This is a genomic window from Streptomyces sp. NPDC054872, from assembly GCF_053610705.1.
Genome location: NZ_JBSGYY010000050.1, coordinates 21,272 through 38,687, shown reverse-complemented (window position 1 = coordinate 38,687; position 17,416 = coordinate 21,272). Strand labels below are relative to the sequence as shown.

General features: G+C 71.1%; 10 protein-coding genes. 8 read left to right on the top strand and 2 right to left on the bottom strand.

The features are described from left to right. Nucleotides 1–243 precede the first annotated feature (243 nt). The 3 genes from ACWGIH_RS38775 (at nucleotide 244) to ACWGIH_RS38765 (ending at nucleotide 3,799) form a co-directional block, all read left to right on the top strand. Nucleotides 244–819, top strand: coding sequence for a sigma-70 family RNA polymerase sigma factor (locus tag ACWGIH_RS38775; RefSeq protein WP_363208749.1), 576 nt, complete (start codon nucleotides 244–246; stop codon nucleotides 817–819). Between the two features lie 180 nt (nucleotides 820–999). Continuing rightward, nucleotides 1,000–2,505 carry an IMP dehydrogenase gene (gene guaB, locus ACWGIH_RS38770; RefSeq protein WP_453450582.1) on the top strand — a complete coding sequence of 502 codons (1,506 nt, stop codon included), beginning with the start codon at nucleotides 1,000–1,002 and terminating at the stop codon, nucleotides 2,503–2,505. 169 nt (nucleotides 2,506–2,674) lie between these two features. Beyond that, complete coding sequence (locus tag ACWGIH_RS38765; RefSeq protein ID WP_453450581.1) at nucleotides 2,675–3,799, top strand: GuaB3 family IMP dehydrogenase-related protein; 1,125 nt, start codon at nucleotides 2,675–2,677, stop codon at nucleotides 3,797–3,799. A gap of 66 nt (nucleotides 3,800–3,865) precedes the next feature. On the opposite strand, the gene ACWGIH_RS38760 is transcribed toward ACWGIH_RS38765, so the two are convergent. Beyond that, complete coding sequence (locus tag ACWGIH_RS38760) at nucleotides 3,866–5,119, bottom strand: nucleotide sugar dehydrogenase (protein ID WP_453450580.1); 1,254 nt, start codon at nucleotides 5,117–5,119, stop codon at nucleotides 3,866–3,868. 250 nt (nucleotides 5,120–5,369) lie between these two features. On the opposite strand from ACWGIH_RS38760, the gene ACWGIH_RS38755 reads away from it, so the two are divergent. Continuing rightward, nucleotides 5,370–7,076: a glycerol-3-phosphate dehydrogenase/oxidase gene (locus ACWGIH_RS38755; RefSeq protein ID WP_453450579.1), complete on the top strand. Its 1,707-nt coding sequence runs from the start codon at nucleotides 5,370–5,372 to the stop codon at nucleotides 7,074–7,076. Nucleotides 7,077–7,109: 33 nt separating this feature from the next. Here ACWGIH_RS38755 and ACWGIH_RS38750 read toward each other — a convergent pair whose 3' ends face one another. Beyond that, nucleotides 7,110–8,246 carry a serine hydrolase domain-containing protein gene (locus ACWGIH_RS38750; protein ID WP_453450578.1) on the bottom strand — a complete coding sequence of 379 codons (1,137 nt, stop codon included), beginning with the start codon at nucleotides 8,244–8,246 and terminating at the stop codon, nucleotides 7,110–7,112. A gap of 135 nt (nucleotides 8,247–8,381) precedes the next feature. Here ACWGIH_RS38750 and ACWGIH_RS38745 point away from each other — a divergent pair, with 135 nt between their 5' ends. The 4 genes from ACWGIH_RS38745 to ACWGIH_RS38730 all read left to right on the top strand — a co-directional run bounded on the left by ACWGIH_RS38745 (nucleotide 8,382) and on the right by ACWGIH_RS38730 (nucleotide 17,399). After that, complete coding sequence (locus tag ACWGIH_RS38745) at nucleotides 8,382–10,721, top strand: protein kinase domain-containing protein (protein WP_453450577.1); 2,340 nt, start codon at nucleotides 8,382–8,384, stop codon at nucleotides 10,719–10,721. Nucleotides 10,722–10,902: 181 nt separating this feature from the next. Beyond that, a complete protein-coding gene (locus tag ACWGIH_RS38740; RefSeq protein ID WP_453450576.1) occupies nucleotides 10,903–13,683 on the top strand; it encodes a protein kinase in 2,781 nt (926 codons plus the stop codon). Nucleotides 13,684–13,957: 274 nt separating this feature from the next. Continuing rightward, nucleotides 13,958–15,664 carry a protein kinase domain-containing protein gene (locus ACWGIH_RS38735; protein WP_453450607.1) on the top strand — a complete coding sequence of 569 codons (1,707 nt, stop codon included), beginning with the start codon at nucleotides 13,958–13,960 and terminating at the stop codon, nucleotides 15,662–15,664. A 103-nt stretch (nucleotides 15,665–15,767) separates the two neighbouring features. After that, nucleotides 15,768–17,399: a serine/threonine-protein kinase gene (locus ACWGIH_RS38730; protein WP_453450575.1), complete on the top strand. Its 1,632-nt coding sequence runs from the start codon at nucleotides 15,768–15,770 to the stop codon at nucleotides 17,397–17,399. The last annotated feature ends 17 nt before the right edge of the window (nucleotides 17,400–17,416 follow it).

Below are 17,416 nucleotides of genomic sequence, written 5' to 3'. Positions count from 1 at the left end.
GATCCCCGCCCGCCGTGTGGTGGGCGGGGTGACGGACGCCCGTCGCTCCCTCTCGGGGGAGCGGTTGCCGTTGCTTCGCCGCCGATGCCGCATCCTTGAGATGTGGAGTTCCTCGGGGACAGGTCGGTCGAGCGGGAGGGGAGGGCGCACGAGATGAGTTCCGGCGCACCTGCTCATAACGCTTCGGTGCACAACTACGGACGTGGTGCCACGGATCAATCGGCGCCAAGGCACCATGGACCGATGCGCGATGACAAGACGACGGTGATCGGTGCCCTCGTCCTTCGCGCGGTCGAGGGTGACGAGCAGGCGACGCACGATCTGCTGGCTCATGTACATCCCCTGGCGCTGCGGTACTGCCGCACCAGACTCTCCCGACTGCCCGGAGACGCGCGGCACTTCGTGGAGGACCTGGCGCAGGAAGTGTGCGTCGCGGTCCTCCTCGCGCTGCCCCGGTACAAGGACACGGGGCGCCCCTTCGAGGCCTTCGTCTTCGCGATCGCCGCGCACAAGGTCGCCGACCTGCAGCGCGCCGCGATGCGCCATCCCGGATCCACCGCCGTGCCGTCGGACGAGATGCCCGAGCGGCCCGACGACTCCCTCGGTCCCGAGGAGCGCGCGCTGCTCAGCAGCGATGCCGCATGGGCCAAGAAGCTGATGGCGAACCTTCCGGAGAACCAGCGCGAGCTGCTGCTCCTGAGGATCGCGGTCGGGCTCACGGCCGAGGAGACCGGACAGATGCTCGGCATGTCACCGGGTGCGGTGCGGGTCGCGCAGCATCGCGCGTTGAGCCGGTTGCGGGCGCTGGCCGAGCAGTAGTCGGTTGTGGGCACTGGCCGAGCAGTAACGATCAGCGGCCGTTCGGCGAGCGCCCTCGACGTCCGTTCACGACGTATGAACGTACAAACCTGACCGATGATCTTGATCGTGGAATGAGACACCCTCCGTTCCCGTTAGCATGGACATCCGCACCGATCAAGGCCATTTGGGGAAGGTGTCATGACTGCAAACGTCGACGGAGTGCCCGAGAAATTCGCGACGCTCGGGCTGACCTACGACGACGTGCTGCTGCTGCCCGGCGCGTCGGAAGTCCTGCCGAACGCGGTCGACACCTCGTCCCGTATCTCCCGCAACGTACGCGTGAACATTCCGCTGCTGTCCGCGGCGATGGACAAGGTCACCGAGGCCCGCATGGCGATCGCCATGGCGCGGCAAGGTGGCGTCGGCGTGCTGCACCGCAACCTGTCGATCGAGGACCAGGTCAACCAGGTCGACCTGGTGAAGCGCTCCGAGTCCGGCATGGTCACCGACCCGATCACCGTGCACCCGGACGCCACGCTGGGCGAGGCCGACGCGCTGTGCGCCAAGTTCCGCATCAGCGGCGTCCCGGTGACCGACCCGGCGGGCAAGCTGCTCGGCATCGTCACCAACCGCGACATGGCCTTCGAGAACGACCGCAGCCGCCAGGTGCGCGAGGTCATGACGCCCATGCCGCTCGTGACCGGCAAGGTCGGCATCTCCGGCGTCGACGCCATGGAGCTGCTGCGCCGCCACAAGATCGAGAAGCTGCCGCTCGTCGACGACTCGGGGATCCTCAAGGGCCTCATCACGGTCAAGGACTTCAAGAAGGCCGAGCAGTACCCGAACGCCGCCAAGGACGCCGAGGGCCGTCTCCTCGTCGGTGCCGCCGTCGGCGCGAGCCCCGAGGCCCTGGAGCGCGCGCAGGCACTGGCCGGCGCGGGCGTGGACTTCCTCATCGTCGACACCTCGCACGGTCACAACAGCAACGCCCTGAGCTGGATGTCGAAGATCAAGTCGGGCGTGGGCGTCGACGTCATCGGCGGCAACGTCGCGACGCGCGACGGCGCGCAGGCCCTGATCGACGCCGGTGTCGACGGCGTCAAGGTCGGTGTCGGCCCGGGGTCCATCTGCACCACCCGCGTGGTCGCCGGCATCGGCGTCCCGCAGGTCACCGCCATCTACGAGGCGGCTGTCGCGGCGCGTGCGGCCGGTGTCCCGGTCATCGGCGACGGCGGCCTCCAGTACTCGGGCGACATCGGCAAGGCGCTGGCCGCCGGCGCCGACACCGTGATGCTCGGCTCGCTGCTCGCGGGCTGCGAGGAGTCGCCGGGTGAGCTGATGTTCATCAACGGCAAGCAGTTCAAGTCCTACCGCGGCATGGGTTCGCTCGGTGCCATGCAGTCCCGCGGCCAGGGACGTTCGTACTCGAAGGACCGCTACTTCCAGGCGGAGGTCTCCTCGGACGACAAGCTCGTCCCCGAGGGCATCGAGGGTCAGGTGGCCTACCGCGGCCCGCTGGCCAACGTGCTGCACCAGCTCGTCGGCGGCCTGCGCCAGACGATGGGGTACGTGGGCGCCGCCTCCATCGACGAGATGGAGTCCAAGGGCCGTTTCGTACGGATCACCTCGGCGGGCCTCAAGGAGAGCCACCCGCACGACATCCAGATGACGGTCGAAGCGCCGAACTACACGAACAAGCGCTGACGCTCACCCAGGCCGAGAGGCGCTGACAGCGTTCCACGCGCGCGTGGAGGGGCGGTCCGGATTCCCCGGGCCGCCCCCTTTGTGCGCGTCGGGGATACTGGAGCGGCAGACCGAGTGCCGAAGTGCCGAAGAAGTGCGAAGTACCGAAGAAAGCTGAAGGGCCACCCACGTGACTGAGATCGAGATCGGGCGCGGCAAGCGCGGCCGCCGCGCGTACGCCTTCGACGACATCGCCGTCGTGCCGAGCCGTCGTACCCGCGACCCGAAGGAGGTCTCGATCGCCTGGCAGATCGACGCCTACCGCTTCGAGCTGCCCTTCCTGGCGGCGCCGATGGACTCGGTCGTCTCCCCGCAGACCGCGATCCGCATCGGTGAGCTCGGCGGCCTCGGCGTCCTGAACCTCGAAGGCCTGTGGACGCGGTACGAGGACCCGCAGCCGCTGCTCGACGAGATCGCGGAGCTGGACACCGACAACGCCACCCGGCGCCTCCAGGAGATCTACGCCGCGCCGATCCAGGCCGACCTGATCAAGCAGCGCATCAAGGAGGTGCGCGACTCGGGCGTGGTCACCGCCGCCGCGCTCTCCCCGCAGCGGACCGCCGAGTTCTCCAAGGCCGTCGTGGACGCCGGTGTCGACATCTTCGTCATCCGCGGGACGACCGTCTCGGCCGAGCACGTCTCCGGCGCCGCCGAGCCGCTGAACCTGAAGCAGTTCATCTACGAGCTCGACGTGCCGGTGATCGTCGGCGGCTGCGCCACGTACACCGCCGCGCTGCACCTGATGCGCACGGGCGCGGCCGGTGTCCTCGTCGGCTTCGGCGGCGGCGCCGCGCACACCACGCGCAACGTCCTGGGCATCCAGGTGCCGATGGCCACCGCCGTCGCGGATGTCGCGGCCGCCCGCCGTGACTACATGGACGAGTCCGGCGGCCGGTACGTGCACGTCATCGCCGACGGCGGCGTGGGCTGGTCCGGTGACCTGCCCAAGGCCATCGCCTGTGGTGCCGACGCGGTGATGGTGGGCTCCCCGCTCGCGCGCGCCACGGACGCGCCGGGCAAGGGCCACCACTGGGGCATGGAGGCCGTCCACGAGGATGTGCCGCGCGGCAAGCGCGTCGACCTCGGTGTGGTCGGCACGACGGAGGAGATCCTCACCGGTCCCTCGCACATCCCGGACGGCTCGATGAACTTCTTCGGGGCGCTGCGCCGGGCGATGGCGACGACGGGCTACAGCGAGCTCAAGGAGTTCCAGCGCGTCGAGGTGACGGTCGCGGACTCGCAGCACAGCCGCTGATCGCCTGCTTCTTCAAGAAGGGCCCCGGTACGCGTACCGGGGCCCTTCTTGTGTGTCCGGACGCTCTCAGAGGCGGTGTGCCGCGCCCGCCGGGGTCGCGCCGCGGGTGTCGAGGAGCAGCTGGGCCTTCACGGCGAGACCTTGCAGGTCGTACGTGCGGTGGTGCTGGAGCAGGATCGTGAGGTCGGCGTCGGCCGCCGCCTCGTAGAGGGAGTCCGCGCGGGGGACGGGGTGGCCGAGCACGCTCCAGCTGGGCACGTAGGGGTCGTGGTAGCTGACGGCGGCGCCCATCTCCATCAGGCGGGTGGCGACCTCCTGGGCGGGGGAGCCCTGCTGGTCGGCCAGGTCGGGCTTGTACGTGACGCCGAGGAGCAGGACGCGGGCGCCGCGGGCCGACTTGCCGTGTTCGTTGAGCAGGGTCGCCGAGCGCTGGATCACGTAACGGGGCATGCGGTCGTTGACCTGCTGGGCCAGTTCGACCATGCGCAGGGGGTGGGTGCCGCGGCCGGGGCCCGGGATGTCCAGGGGGACGCCGTGGCCGCCGACGCCGGGTCCCGGGCGGAAGGCCTGGAAGCCGAAGGGCTTGGTCTCGGCGCAGCGGATGACGTCCCACAGGTCGATGCTCAGGTCGTGGCAGAGCACGGCCATCTCATTGACGAGGGCCATGTTCACGTGCCGGTAGTTGGTCTCCAGGAGGTGCACCGTCTCGGCCTCGCGTGGGCCACGCGCGCGTACGACCTTGTCGGTGAGGCGGCCGTAGAAGGCGGCGGCCGATTCGGTGCAGGCCGGGGTGAGGCCGCCGATGACCTTGGGGGTGCCGGCGTAGCCGTGGGTGCGGTTGCCCGGGTCGAGGCGGCCGGGTGAGTGCGCGAGGTGGAAGTCGCGGCCCGCGCGCAGGCCTGAGCCCTCTTCGAGGATGGGGCGCAGGAATTCCTCCGTGGTTCCGGGGTAAGCGGGTGACTCGAGGATCACCGTGGTGTGCGGGCGCAGCCGTGCGGCCAGGGCGTGGGCGGCTTCGGCCACCTGGCTCAGGTCGAGGCTGCGGTCGGCCGCCGGAGGGGTGGGAGCGCAGATGACCGCGGTGCGCACCCGGCCGAGCTCGACCGGATCGGTGGTGGGCCTGAAGCCCCCCGAGAGCATCCGGCGGACGTCGGCGGCCGTGAGGGTTCCCTCGGCGCCGTCGCAGGGCAGGCGGCCGCTCGCCAGGTCGACGGCGCGGGCGGGGTCGTAGCCGATGGTGGCGATGCCGCCGGAGACGGCGGCCTGGGCGAGGGGCAGGCCGAGGTGGCCGAGACCGATGACGGCGAGATCTGCGGGCATGGCGGTGGGCCGTCCTCCCAATAGCCGGAGCGGGACGAGCGCGCAAGTCCTGTGGACAAGGTGGACCAGCGCAATGTCAGACTAGGAGTAAATATGACCGTTATGCGGCATTGCGCTGCGCCGGGCGTCGGAGTGTTGGCCGCGGGTTGGCCGCAGGTTGTCCACAGGCGGCGGTCGAACTCAGCGGACCCGGCCAGAATCTGGGCATGATGTGAGCGCGACCACACCCGACAGCAAACGGGAGGCAGCGGTGAGGACAGCGACGTTGGGACCGGCGGAGCGTGCCGAGTCACTTGCGGAAATGGCCGAGCGGGAGCTGGATGTCCTGGTCGTGGGTGCGGGAGTGGTCGGTGCGGGCACCGCACTCGACGCCGTGACCCGCGGCTTGTCCACCGGCCTCGTCGAGGCGCGGGACTGGGCATCGGGCACGTCGAGCCGGTCGAGCAAGCTGATCCACGGCGGCCTGCGCTATCTGGAGATGCTCGACTTCGCGCTGGTGCGGGAGGCGCTGAAGGAGCGCGGCCTGCTCCTCGAGCGGCTCGCGCCCCACCTCGTGAAGCCGGTGCCGTTCCTGTACCCCTTGCAGCACAAGGGCTGGGAGCGGATCTACGCCGGCTCGGGCGTCGCGTTGTACGACGCCATGTCGATGTCCCGAGGACACGGCCGAGGCCTGCCCATGCACCGCCACCTGACCCGGCGTCATGCCCTGCGCGTCGCACCGTGCCTGAAGAAGGACGCACTGACGGGGGCCATGCAGTACTACGACGCGCAGATGGACGACGCGCGCTATGTGGCGACACTCGTGCGCACGGCCGCGGCGTACGGCGCCAAGGTCGCCAACCGCGCGCGGGTCACGGGCTTCCTGCGCGAGGGCGAGCGCGTCGTCGGGGCCAAGGTCCAGGACGTCGAGGGTGGTGGGGAGTACGAGGTCCGGGCCAAGCAGGTGGTCAACGCCACCGGGGTGTGGACGGACGACACGCAGGCGATGGTCGGCGAGCGGGGACAGTTCCACGTCCGGGCGTCCAAGGGCATCCATCTGGTCGTACCGAAGGACCGGATCAACTCGACGACCGGGCTGATCCTGCGGACCGAGAAGAGCGTCCTCTTCGTCATCCCGTGGGGGCGCCACTGGATCGTGGGGACGACCGACACCGACTGGGATCTGGACAAGGCGCACCCGGCGGCGTCCAGCGCCGACATCGACTATCTGCTCGAGCACGTGAACTCGGTGCTCGCGGTCCCGCTCTCCCGGGACGACGTCCAAGGGGTGTACGCAGGGCTCAGGCCGCTGCTCGCCGGCGAGTCGGACGCCACGAGCAAGCTCTCGCGCGAGCACACGGTGGCGCATCCGGCACCCGGTCTCGTGGTCATCGCGGGCGGCAAGTACACGACGTACCGCGTCATGGCGAAGGACGCCGTGGACGAGGCGGTGCACGGCCTGGACCAGAGGGTCGCCGACTGTGTCACCGAGGACATCCCGCTGGTCGGGGCCGAGGGGTACAAGGCGCTGTGGAACGCGCGCGCCAGGATCGCGGCCCGCACCGGGCTTCATGTGGTCCGGGTGGAGCACCTGTTGAACCGGTACGGCTCACTGGCCGAAGAGGTCCTCGCCCTCGTCATGGCCGATCCCACCCTGGGCGAGCCGCTGCCCGCCGCGGACGACTATCTGCGTGCCGAGATCGTCTATGCCGCGTCGCACGAGGGGGCACGGCACCTGGATGACGTGCTGACCCGGCGCACACGCATCTCGATCGAAACGTTCGACCGGGGCACGCGCAGCGCGCGGGCGTGCGCCGAGCTGATGGCGCCTGTCCTCGGCTGGGACAAGGACCAGGTGGAGCGCGAGGTCCAGCACTACGAGAAGCGGGTGGAGGCGGAGCGGGAGTCGCAGCGGCAGCCGGACGACCTGACAGCGGACGCGGCGAGGCTGGGGGCGCCGGACATCGTGCCGCTCTAGGGGCATCCAGGAGCAGCCGTCCCGGCGCTCGCTCTAGGGGCGAGGGCAGAACTCGGCTGTCAGGAGTGTCCGTTCGAGAGCCGGGTCGGCCAGTTGGTCCGTGTTGACCCGGAAGGTGAGGACGCGACCGCCGTCGCGGGTGGCGGCGGTGCGTACGTAGCTTCCGCTGATGCGGCCGTTGTGGCCCCAGACCGTGGTGCCGCAGGGCAGTTTCTGCGGAAAGAGGCCCATGCCGTAGTGGCCTTGTGCGGCACGGGTGTTGAGCATCTGGCGGAGCTGGGGCACGGGGAGCAGTCGGCCGGCGAGCAGGGCGGCGTAGAAGCGGTCCAGGTCGGCAAGGGTGGAGATCAGTTCCCCCGCGGCCCCCGCGACGCCAGGGTTGAGGGCGGTGACGTCCCGGCCCTCGCTCGTGTACGCGCGGCCGTGCGGGGGCGGGAGCGTGGTGCGGGTGCCGGGGAAGGAAGTGCCGGACAGGCGAAGGGGGGTGATGATGCGGCGCGCGGTCTCCGTGGCGTACGAACGGCCGGTGACCTGCTTGATCACCATGCCGAGGACGACGTAGTTGGTGTTGGAGTAGGACCAGCGGCCGGGGGTGGTCGCGGGGAGGGCGAGGGCGGTGCGAACCGCCTGCGTGGGAGTGAGGGGGATGAGGCCTCTGGTGTCGGTGGTGTAGTCCGCGAGGCCGCTGGTGTGGGTGAGCAGGGCCCGCAGAGTGGGCGCGCGCCCGTCGAGATCATTGCCGCGGACGAGATCCGGCAGATGACGTTTCACCGGGTCGGACAAGGACAGGCGGTGCTCGGCGGCCAGTTGAAGGATGACCGTCGCGATGAACGTCTTGGTGATGCTGCCCGCACGGAAGTGTTCGGCGCGGCGGATGCGCGAGGCGCCGCCGTCGCTTTTGTCGGCTGTGGGCCGGTTGACGTGGGCGAAGTGCCAGAGGGGCCGAGGGGTCGCCTGCCGGTCCGGTGGGGGATTCGGGGCGCCCGGCACGGTCGTTGACCATGGGGCTTCGCGGGCCAACAGAGCCGCGGCGGGGGCCTTGCCTCGGGTGACGAGCAACGGAAGAGTGGCGTCCGTGGCCGGTTTCGCGGCCGGCGGCGCACTGGCGGAGGCCAGGCCGAAGAGGCTCACCGCGAGGGGTATGGCCAGCAGTGTCCGTGTATTGGGCATGGCGGTCCCTCCTTGTGCGGAGCCCATCATGAGGGACGTCGGACCCTGGGCGTAGACCAGTCCCTGAGTGAGGGACAATGGAGGCTCTGTCAGGGCGGGTTGCGCGGGTAGCAGCGGTAGCAGCAGAGGGGACGCATGTCGGACGCGGAGAAGACGGGTCAGTCCCGTCAGGACAAGAGCGAACGTCTCCTCTCCGGGCGCTACCGGCTGGGAGAAGTGCTCGGCCGCGGCGGAATGGGAACCGTCTGGCGCGCCAAGGACGAGACACTCGGTCGTACGGTCGCGGTGAAGGAACTGCGTTTCCCGTCGAGCATCGACGACGACGAGAAGCGCCGGCTCATCACGCGTACGTTGCGTGAGGCCAAGGCGATCGCGCGGATCCGCAACACCAGTGCGGTGACCGTGTACGACGTCGTCGACGAGGACGACCGACCGTGGATCGTGATGGAGCTGGTCGAGGGCAAGTCCCTCGCCGAGGCCATCCGCGAGGACGGGCTGCTCACGCCGAGGCGCGCGGCCGAGGTCGGTCTCGCCGTGCTCGACGTGCTGCGGTCCGCGCACCGCGAGGGAATCCTGCACCGTGACGTGAAGCCGTCGAACGTGCTGATCGCCGAGGACGGGCGGGTCGTTCTCACGGACTTCGGCATCGCGCAGGTCGAGGGTGACCCGTCGATCACGTCCACCGGCATGCTCGTCGGCGCGCCCTCGTACATCTCGCCGGAGCGGGCGCGCGGGCACAAGCCCGGCCCCGCCGCCGACCTGTGGTCGCTCGGCGGTCTGCTGTACGCGGCCGTGGAAGGCGTGCCTCCGTACGACAAGGGGTCGGCGATCGCGACCCTCACCGCGGTCATGACCGAGGACGTCGAACAGCCGACGAACGCCGGGCCGTTGGAGAAGGTCATCTACGGCCTGCTGGCCAAGGACCCCGAGCAGCGGCTCGACGACGCGGGGGCGCGGGCGCTCCTGCTCGACGTGATCCACGCGCCGGAGGTCAAGGACGAGCCGGAGCCGGTGGACGCGACGAAGGTCGTGCCGTTGCCTCCGGTGCCGCCGACGTCCGGGCTGGCGAAGCGGTTCGGCAGGGGCAAGGGGAGTTCTGGTCGGGCGGGTGCGGCCGGGGCGGCCGGTGCGGCCGGCGCCGGGGCTGTGGGTGCTGCTGGGGCTTCTGGTTCGGCGGGTACGTCGGGTACGGCGGGTTCTCCGGGTACGGCTGAGACTTCCGGGGGTTCCGGTGCTGCCGGGGCCGTTGGGTCCTCCGGGAGCTCCGAGACCTCCGGTCGCAAGGGTGAGGAGGCCGGCGAGCGGCTGAAGGGTGCCCTCCGGTCGGTGCGGAAGGCCGCGGCTGCGGCAACCACGCGGGGCGCGGGAGCAGGCACGGGGGCCGGATCGGCTGCTTCCGGTTCTGCTTCTTCGGGTTCGCCTGCTGACTCCGGTTCCGGCTCCCGTTCTGGTTCCGGTACTGGCTCTGGTGCCCGCTCTGGCTCTGCTCCCGGGGCGGTGGCGGGCAGGCCTTCGCGTTCCGGGGCGGCTGGTCCAGGCGCGGGTTCCGGGGCTGCCGGAGCAGGTGCTTCCGGCGCTCGATCCACTTCCCCGACCACCTCCACGTATTCCGCTTCCTCTTCCGCTCCGGCGGCTGGATCTCGCTCCGGGGCCGGCGCCGGAGCGACACCGCCGCGTACGACGCCTCCCAAGGCCTCGCTCACCGACGTGGTGCCGCGGCGCACCCTCGTGATCTTCTCCCTGGCTCTCGCGATCGCGGTGCTCGGAACCGTGCTCGCGTTCGCGCTGAGCGACGGGGACGAGGGCGGCGCGCGGGACAGCAAGAACGGCGGCGGCAAGGCCGCGTCCAGCGGGGCGACCGCGGGCAGCGGCGAGAAGGAGCAGGAGCAGGACAAGGGCGCCGGGCAGGACGACGGTGCCGAAGAGGGCAAGGGCAAGGACGACACGGAAACGGGAGCCGGGGCGAGCCCTGGTGAAGGCGAGAGCCAGGATCCGGGCGAGGGCGGCGACGGCGGCGAAGGCTCCGGCAAGGAGCCGGGGGACGTGGCCGAGTCGACGTACAAGCACTCCCAGGGCTTCTCGGTGGGCCTGCCCAAGGGCTGGAAGTACCAGTCCACGGGTGCCGCGGGCGCGCGCTTCACCGGTCCGGACGGGCAGAAGCTGCTGATCGGCTGGACTCCGACCCCCAAGTCGGACCCCGTGGGCGACTGGAAGAAGCAGGAGTCGTACATGGTCCGGTCGCAGTACAAGCGGATCCGGATAGAGAAGGCCGACTTCCGCGGCTGGAACACGGCCGACTGGGAGTTCACGTACGTCGACGGCGGCACGAAGTACCGCTCGATAGACCGCGGCTTCGTCGTCAACGACCACCTGGGCTACGGAATCATGTACACGGCCAAGGCAGCCAAGTGGGACAGCGCCGAGCGCAAGGACACGTGGCGGACTTTCACGAAGACGTTCGAGCCGAAGAAGTAGCCGGACTCGGCCCGGACCCGGCCTGACTCAGCCTGGGTCCGCGGAACGGTGCCGGTGAGATCTCGCATCCCCTCAATGTGGTTTGCCTCCGGCACGTATCGTGAGTGCTTGCGGACGGTACGCAGCCGCAACAGGACGTAAGGCGAACGGAATTGACCACCGGGCGGTCGGGGGAGGCGTCGTGGACGAATACGCGGGGCGGGTACTCGCCGACCGCTATCGCCTCCCCTTGCCTCCCGCGGATGAGTACGAACTCGCCGAGACGCGGGCCTTTGACACGTACAGCGGGCAGGAAGTCCTGGTCAGGCAGGTCCCGTTGCCCGAGGTCGTCGACGCGGAAGTGCTCGAGCTCGATGAGCGCGACCTTCCGGAAGGGGAGCTTCCGGCCGGGTTCGTGAGCGCGGGGGCGGTACGGCGGCCGTCGGCGCGTACGACGCGTCGGCCGTCGGATCCGGCGGTCCGCCGCGCGATAGAGGCGGCACAGGCCGCCGCGCAGATCCCCGACCACCCTCGGCTCGACCAGGTCTTCGACGTGTTCGCCGAGGGCGGTTCGCTGTGGATAGTCAGCGAGTTGGTGGCGGCGAGGCCGCTGGCCGCGCTGCTCGCGGACCGGCCGCTGAGTCCGTACCGAGCGGCGGAGGTCGCGTCGGACGTGGTGACGGCGCTGCGGGTGCTGCACGCGCACGGCTGGGTCCACCGGAACATCACCGCGCGCACGGTCCTGGTCTGCGACGACGGTCGAGTGGTCCTCACGGGCCTCGCGGCGGGCGCGGCGGAAGAGGCGCTGTGCGGGTACGACCCTCGGCCCGAGGAGTTCCTCGCGGGGTTCGAGGGTGGGGACGCGGCGGGTGCTGGTGCCGGCACCGCTGCTGAGGCCGGTGGCGGTGCCGAGCCCGATGGCTCTGCCCCCTCGCAAGGGCAGGCCGCGATCGAGGCAGCCCCGGCCCAGGCCCCGGCCCCGGAGCCCGGAGGTGGCGCGCGGCCGGGACGGAACAGCGCCATAGCCGCGTATCGCGCCGGGGCGCGTGCCGCGGCGCGGGTGAGCGAGGACGAGGGGCGCCGGGGCTCGGAGTTGCCGGGGCCGAGGAGCGGCGAGGGACCGCACGGCAGGGGCGAGGCCGAGCCCGGGGCCGCAGGCCGGATCCTGGACCCGTACGGCGTGGCGGGTACGAAGCCGTGGCACGGGGCGGAGCCGAGGAGCGGCGGCCCGGGGACCACAAGCCCCGCCCCGGGTACCGGCGTCGAGCGCGCTGGAGGCCCCGGCCCTGGTTACACATCCGAGGAGCGGAACAGGGGCGGGGCACCGGAACTGGGCGCTGCGCGTTCCGGCGAGGTCGGACCTGGCCGCGGTGAGCAGGGCGGTCAGGGCGGTCAGGGTGCGCCCGGTTCCGTGGCGGGCGGCGGCAGGATGGGAGCCACCACCGGCCGCACCGGACACACCGTTTCGACCCCCGCCTCCCCTGCCGCCCCTCCCGCAGCCTCCACCCCTTCGCCCTCCCCTTCGTCCCCCGCATCGTCCGGCCACAGTTACTGGGACGCCCTCGTCGCCGAGCGGAGTGGGTCCCGGCGTGGGCCCGCCACCGCGCTTGCCGCGGAGCGGGCCCGGCACGCCCGGATGACCGTGGTCGGAGGCGTGACCGAGCGCTGGGCGCCCGAGCAGGCCGGTCCCGTACACGAGAACTGGCAGCTCGCCCCGCCCATCGGACCCGCCACCGACCTCTGGGCGCTGGGCGCACTGTTGTTCAGGGCCGTGCAGGGCCACGCGCCCTACCCGGAGGAAAGCACCTTCGAACTCGTCCAGTTGGTGTGTGCCGAGCCGCCCGCCTTCGCGGAGGAGTGCGGCCCTCTGCGGCCCGTCGTCGAGTCCTTGCTGCGCCAGGACCCCACCGAGCGCCTCGACATCGAGGAACTGAGCGGCTGGCTGCGGTCACTGGTGCGCTCGGCGCCCGAGCCGGAAGCGGGTGCGAACGTCGTGCCCGCGCCGCCGTTCGACGCGCGGCGGCTGCCTGTCGTACGCCGTCGCGGTGATCTCGTACGTCGCAAGAAGCGGCGCGCCCCCGCACCCGCCGCCACCCCGAACGCCCGGCAGAACGGGCGCCGTAAGCACAAGCACAAGCGAGGACGTGAAGCCAGGCCGGCGGCGGCCGCCACGCCCATGCCAGGGCGGGCAGCCGCCACACCCATGCCCGAGCGGACGGCCCCGGCGCCCAGGCCCCAGCGGAACGGAACGGGGCGGCCGCGTTCCCTGGGGCGCCTCCTGCTCCTGCTCGTCCTGGTCGGCCTCGCCGCGGCGATCGCGTACGCCATGGTCTTCATGCCCAAGTCGAAGGAGAACGAGGGCAGCGAGCGCGCGGGCTCCGCCGGGGACCCCGGCACCAGTCAGGCGCCCGACCCCGGCAGCACCACCGGCACCCGGCCGAGCGAGGAGGGCAGGTCCGATGAGCCGAGCGGGAAACCGGAGAAGAGCCCCAGCTCGCAGAAGCCGCAGACCAGCGGGCCCGAGGTGCCGCAGGGCTTCACGCTGCGCAAGGACGCCGAGGGCTTCCGGATAGCCGTCGCCAGCGGCTGGGACCGGCAGCCCAAGAACGGGCGGGGGCAGGTCGTCTACACGAAGGGCGACTTCGAACTGATCGTCGTGCCGGGACGGGACGGCACGGACGAGTACGGCAGCGACCCCATGAAGTACCAGCGTGAGCACGAGCGCGAGCTGCAGCCGTTCCGCGACTCGACCTGGGCGGAGTCCTCCGGGATGCGCAGGATCGACGTGGGCGGACGGGTCATGGGGGAGGGGCAGTTCACCTGGCAGGGGACGGGCGGCGGCGAGGTCTTCGTACGCAATCTCGCGATGATCGTCGGCGGGAAGTACCACGTCGTGCAGATCCGTGGGCCCGAGTCCGAGCGTGACGAGGTGGACCGGCTCTACGAGCAGGCCTCGACGACCTATCAGGTCACCGGTTCCTGATCGGCCATCAACCACCGCTCTCCAGACCGGGCATCAGCCATCGCTCTCCAGACCGGCCATCAACCACCGCGCTCCAGTCATCATGTTTCACTTCATGCACGGTGTTTGACTGTTACTGACCGCTTTTCGCGGTGCTGATCGGGCGCGGAAACGGCCCGGCGTCGTTGCGTCGCGCGTCACAGTGAGGTCTCCGAGGACCCCCGGAGGTTCCACGTACGCCGACCGCTCCCTAATCTGTGCCATGTCAGAACCATTGCGGGGGATCGTGAATCAGATGCAGGGCCTGCTCCTCGCGGGCCGCTACCGGCTCGGAGAGTCCATCGGCCGCGGTGGCATGGGACGGGTGTGGCGCGCACAGGACGAGGTGTTGCACCGGACCGTCGCCGTCAAGGAACTGACGGCCGCGCAGTTCGTGGCCGAGGCCGACCGCGCGATCCTCTTCGCCCGTACGCACGCGGAGGCGCGGGCCGCCGCCCGGATCAACCATCCCGCGGTCGTCACCGTCCATGACGTCCTCGAGTACGACGACCGGCCCTGGATCGTCATGGAACTGGTCGAGGGCTGTTCGCTCGCCGACGCCGTCAAGGAGCAGGGCCGCATCGAGCCCGTCGAGGCCGCCCGCATCGGCCTGTGGACCCTGAAGGCTCTGCGCGCCGCGCACGCCGCCGGTGTCCTGCACCGCGACGTCAAGCCCGGCAACGTACTCCTGGCGGACGACGGTCGCATCCTGCTCACCGACTTCGGGATCGCCGCGATCGAGGGGGACACGACGATCACGCGGACCGGCGAAGTCGTCGGCTCCGTCGATTACCTGGCACCCGAGCGGGTCAGCGGGGCCAACCCGGGGCCCGCGTCCGACCTGTGGGCGCTCGGGGCGACGCTCTACACGGCGGTGGAGGGGAACTCCCCGTTCCGGCGCACGTCTCCGCTGGGCACCATGCAGGCCGTGGTCACGGAGGAGCCCGCGCCTGCCGAGTACGCGGGTGCGCTCGCCTCGGTCATCGGCGCGCTCCTCCGCAAGGACCCGGACACCCGGCCGACCGCGGAGGCCGCCGAGTTGATGCTCTCCGAGGCGGCGGAGGGGCGGCAGCCGAGCGCGGCGCAGGCGTACGTGCCGACGCAGGTCCACGCCACGTCCCAGCAGTCGCAGCCACGGGCCCACCCGCAGACGCAGGCCCATACCCCGCGGTTCGGCCACCAGCCCGTGGAGCCCGGCACCGTCGCCGGCGGAAACGGCTACGGGAACGCGAACGGATACGGGAACGCGAACGGATTCGGGAGTGGATACGGATACGGGAACGGGGACACCGCCGGTTCCTCCGTTTCGTCGGGCACCGTCGTCCACAACTCACACCAGCCCCCGTCCTCCCACCCCCCGAAGCGTCGCAAGGGGCCCTTGATCGTCGCGGCGGCCACGGCGGTCGTGCTGCTCGGCGGCGGAACCGCGGGCTACCTGTACTACGCGGACGGTGACGACGGCGGTACGCGGCAGTCGGCCGACGGAGGCCAGGGCAAGACCGTCGGCGGCATTCCGGCGGACTGGCAACGCGTGAAGGACGCCGAGGGCTTCAGCATGATGTTGCCCAAGGGCTGGGAGCGCGAGGCCGACGGCAGCCAGATCGACTACACGCCCGACCACGGACGCCACTTCGTGCGCATTGCCATCGACCGCAACTCGACGTGGGAGAGCCCCTACACGCACCAGGTGGACCTGGAGAAGAACCTGCGGGTCAAGCTGCCCCGCTACAAGCGGCTCCAGCTGGACTCGAACACCTTCCGTGACCGCCCGGGCGCCCTCTGGGAGTTCAGTTGGACGGCGGGCGCCGACGACACGACGGCCGGCCCGCGCCGCGCAATCGAACAGGCGTATCTCAGCCGTGACGGCGTCGAGTACGTGATTTACATGTCGTCCCCCGCGGAAGACTGGGACGAGGCCCGCCAGCAGTTCGACGCGATGCTCCGGGGCTGGCGGGAGGGCTGAGTGCGGTCGCCCGCAGCAGGGACGACTGGGACAAGCGGCCGGAACCAGTCCGCCCCGCAGGCCCACAGGGTCCGACCGCACACGTGTGGGGCATGATGGCCGCATGGGGAGCGTGGGGGACAACGCCCGGGTCATAGCTGGCCGTTACCGCCTGGATGCGCGGCTCGGCAGGGGTGGCATGGGCGTGGTCTGGCAGGCCACGGATCAGTTCCTCGGCCGCCGGGTGGCCGTCAAGGAACTCGCTCTCGACGACACGCTCTCCGAGGACGACGCGACGCAGCAGCGCGAGCGGACCCTGCGCGAGGCGCGGGCGGCAGCGCAGCTCAGACATCCGCACATCATCGTCGTCCACGACGTCGTCGTGCAGAGCGACCACCCGTACATCGTCATGGAGTTGATCGAGGGTGGTTCGCTGGCCGGGCGGATCGCGCGGGCGGGTCCGATGGACGCGCGGGAAGTGGCCCGGATGGGCATCGCTCTCCTCGGCGCGCTGCGTGTCGCGCACGCCGCCGGGGTCCTGCACCGGGACATCAAACCCGCGAACGTCCTCATGGAGGAGACGACCGGCCGTGTCGTCCTCACCGACTTCGGGATCGCGCAGGTCAGCGGGGCGACGACGCTCACGGAGATCGGGGCGTTCGTGGGTTCCCCCGAATACACCGCGCCCGAGCGGATGTCGGGCGAGCGGACGGGGCCCGAGTCCGACCTCTGGTCGCTCGGCGCGCTCCTCGTCGCCGCGCTGACCGGCGAGTCGCCCTTCCGCCGGGAAACGATCAGCGGGGTGCTGCACGCCGTCGTCTTCGACGAGATCCGCCCGCCGCCCGCCGCCGCTCCCCTGCTGCCCGTCATCCTCGGCCTGCTCGAACGCAACCCGGAGCGGCGCCTCGGCACCGTGGAGGCGGAGCGGCTGCTGCGGACGTACGTCGAGACAGGTCGGATGCCCTCGACGCCCGCGGGCCGGGCCGGCGGACAGCCGTCGGCACTGCCGGGCACCGGGCCCGGCGGCTACACGCCCACCTACCGTGACCTGCCCACACGCCCGCCCGCACAGTCGGCGGGACCTTCCCGTCGCCGCCGCAGGGCCATGCTGCTGGCGGCCGCCCTCGTGGCCGCGGTGGCCGGGGCCGGGGTCTCCGCCGCCCTCCTGATGGGCCGGGACGCCAACGGCGGCGATACGCCCACCATTCCCGCCACGCAGTCCGCACAGACGAAGACGGTGAGCCCCACACCGTCGCCGACCCCGACGGTGACGGTCACGCGCGGCTCCCGCACCCCCAAGCCCTCCACGCCCGAGCCCCCCGAGGGCTACCGCGTCACGAAGGACCCCCGCGGCTTCACGCTCGCCGTGCCGGACGGCTTCACGCGCGAGGTGGACGGGCCACGCGTCTTCTACAAGTCGTCGGGCGGCACCTTCCGCATCGGCATCAAGGAGTCGACCCCGGAACCGGGCGGCCCGCTCGCCGTGCAGCGCCGCTCCGACGCCAAAGGGCCGGAGAACAACCCCGGTTACCGGAACGGCGAGGTCACCGAGACCTCGCACAACGGACGCCCCGCGGCCCTCTGGCAGTTCAGCTGGGACGGCTTCACGCAGGCCGAGGGCGACCGGCACACGTACGACCTGTGCTGGGAGGAGGGCGGCCGGATGTACGACGTATGGGTCTCGGCGCCGGTCGGCAAGGCCAAGGAGGGGCGGCGGTACTTCGACACGGCGGTGGACTCGTTCGTACGCCGCTGAGGCCTCGTCCGGCGCAT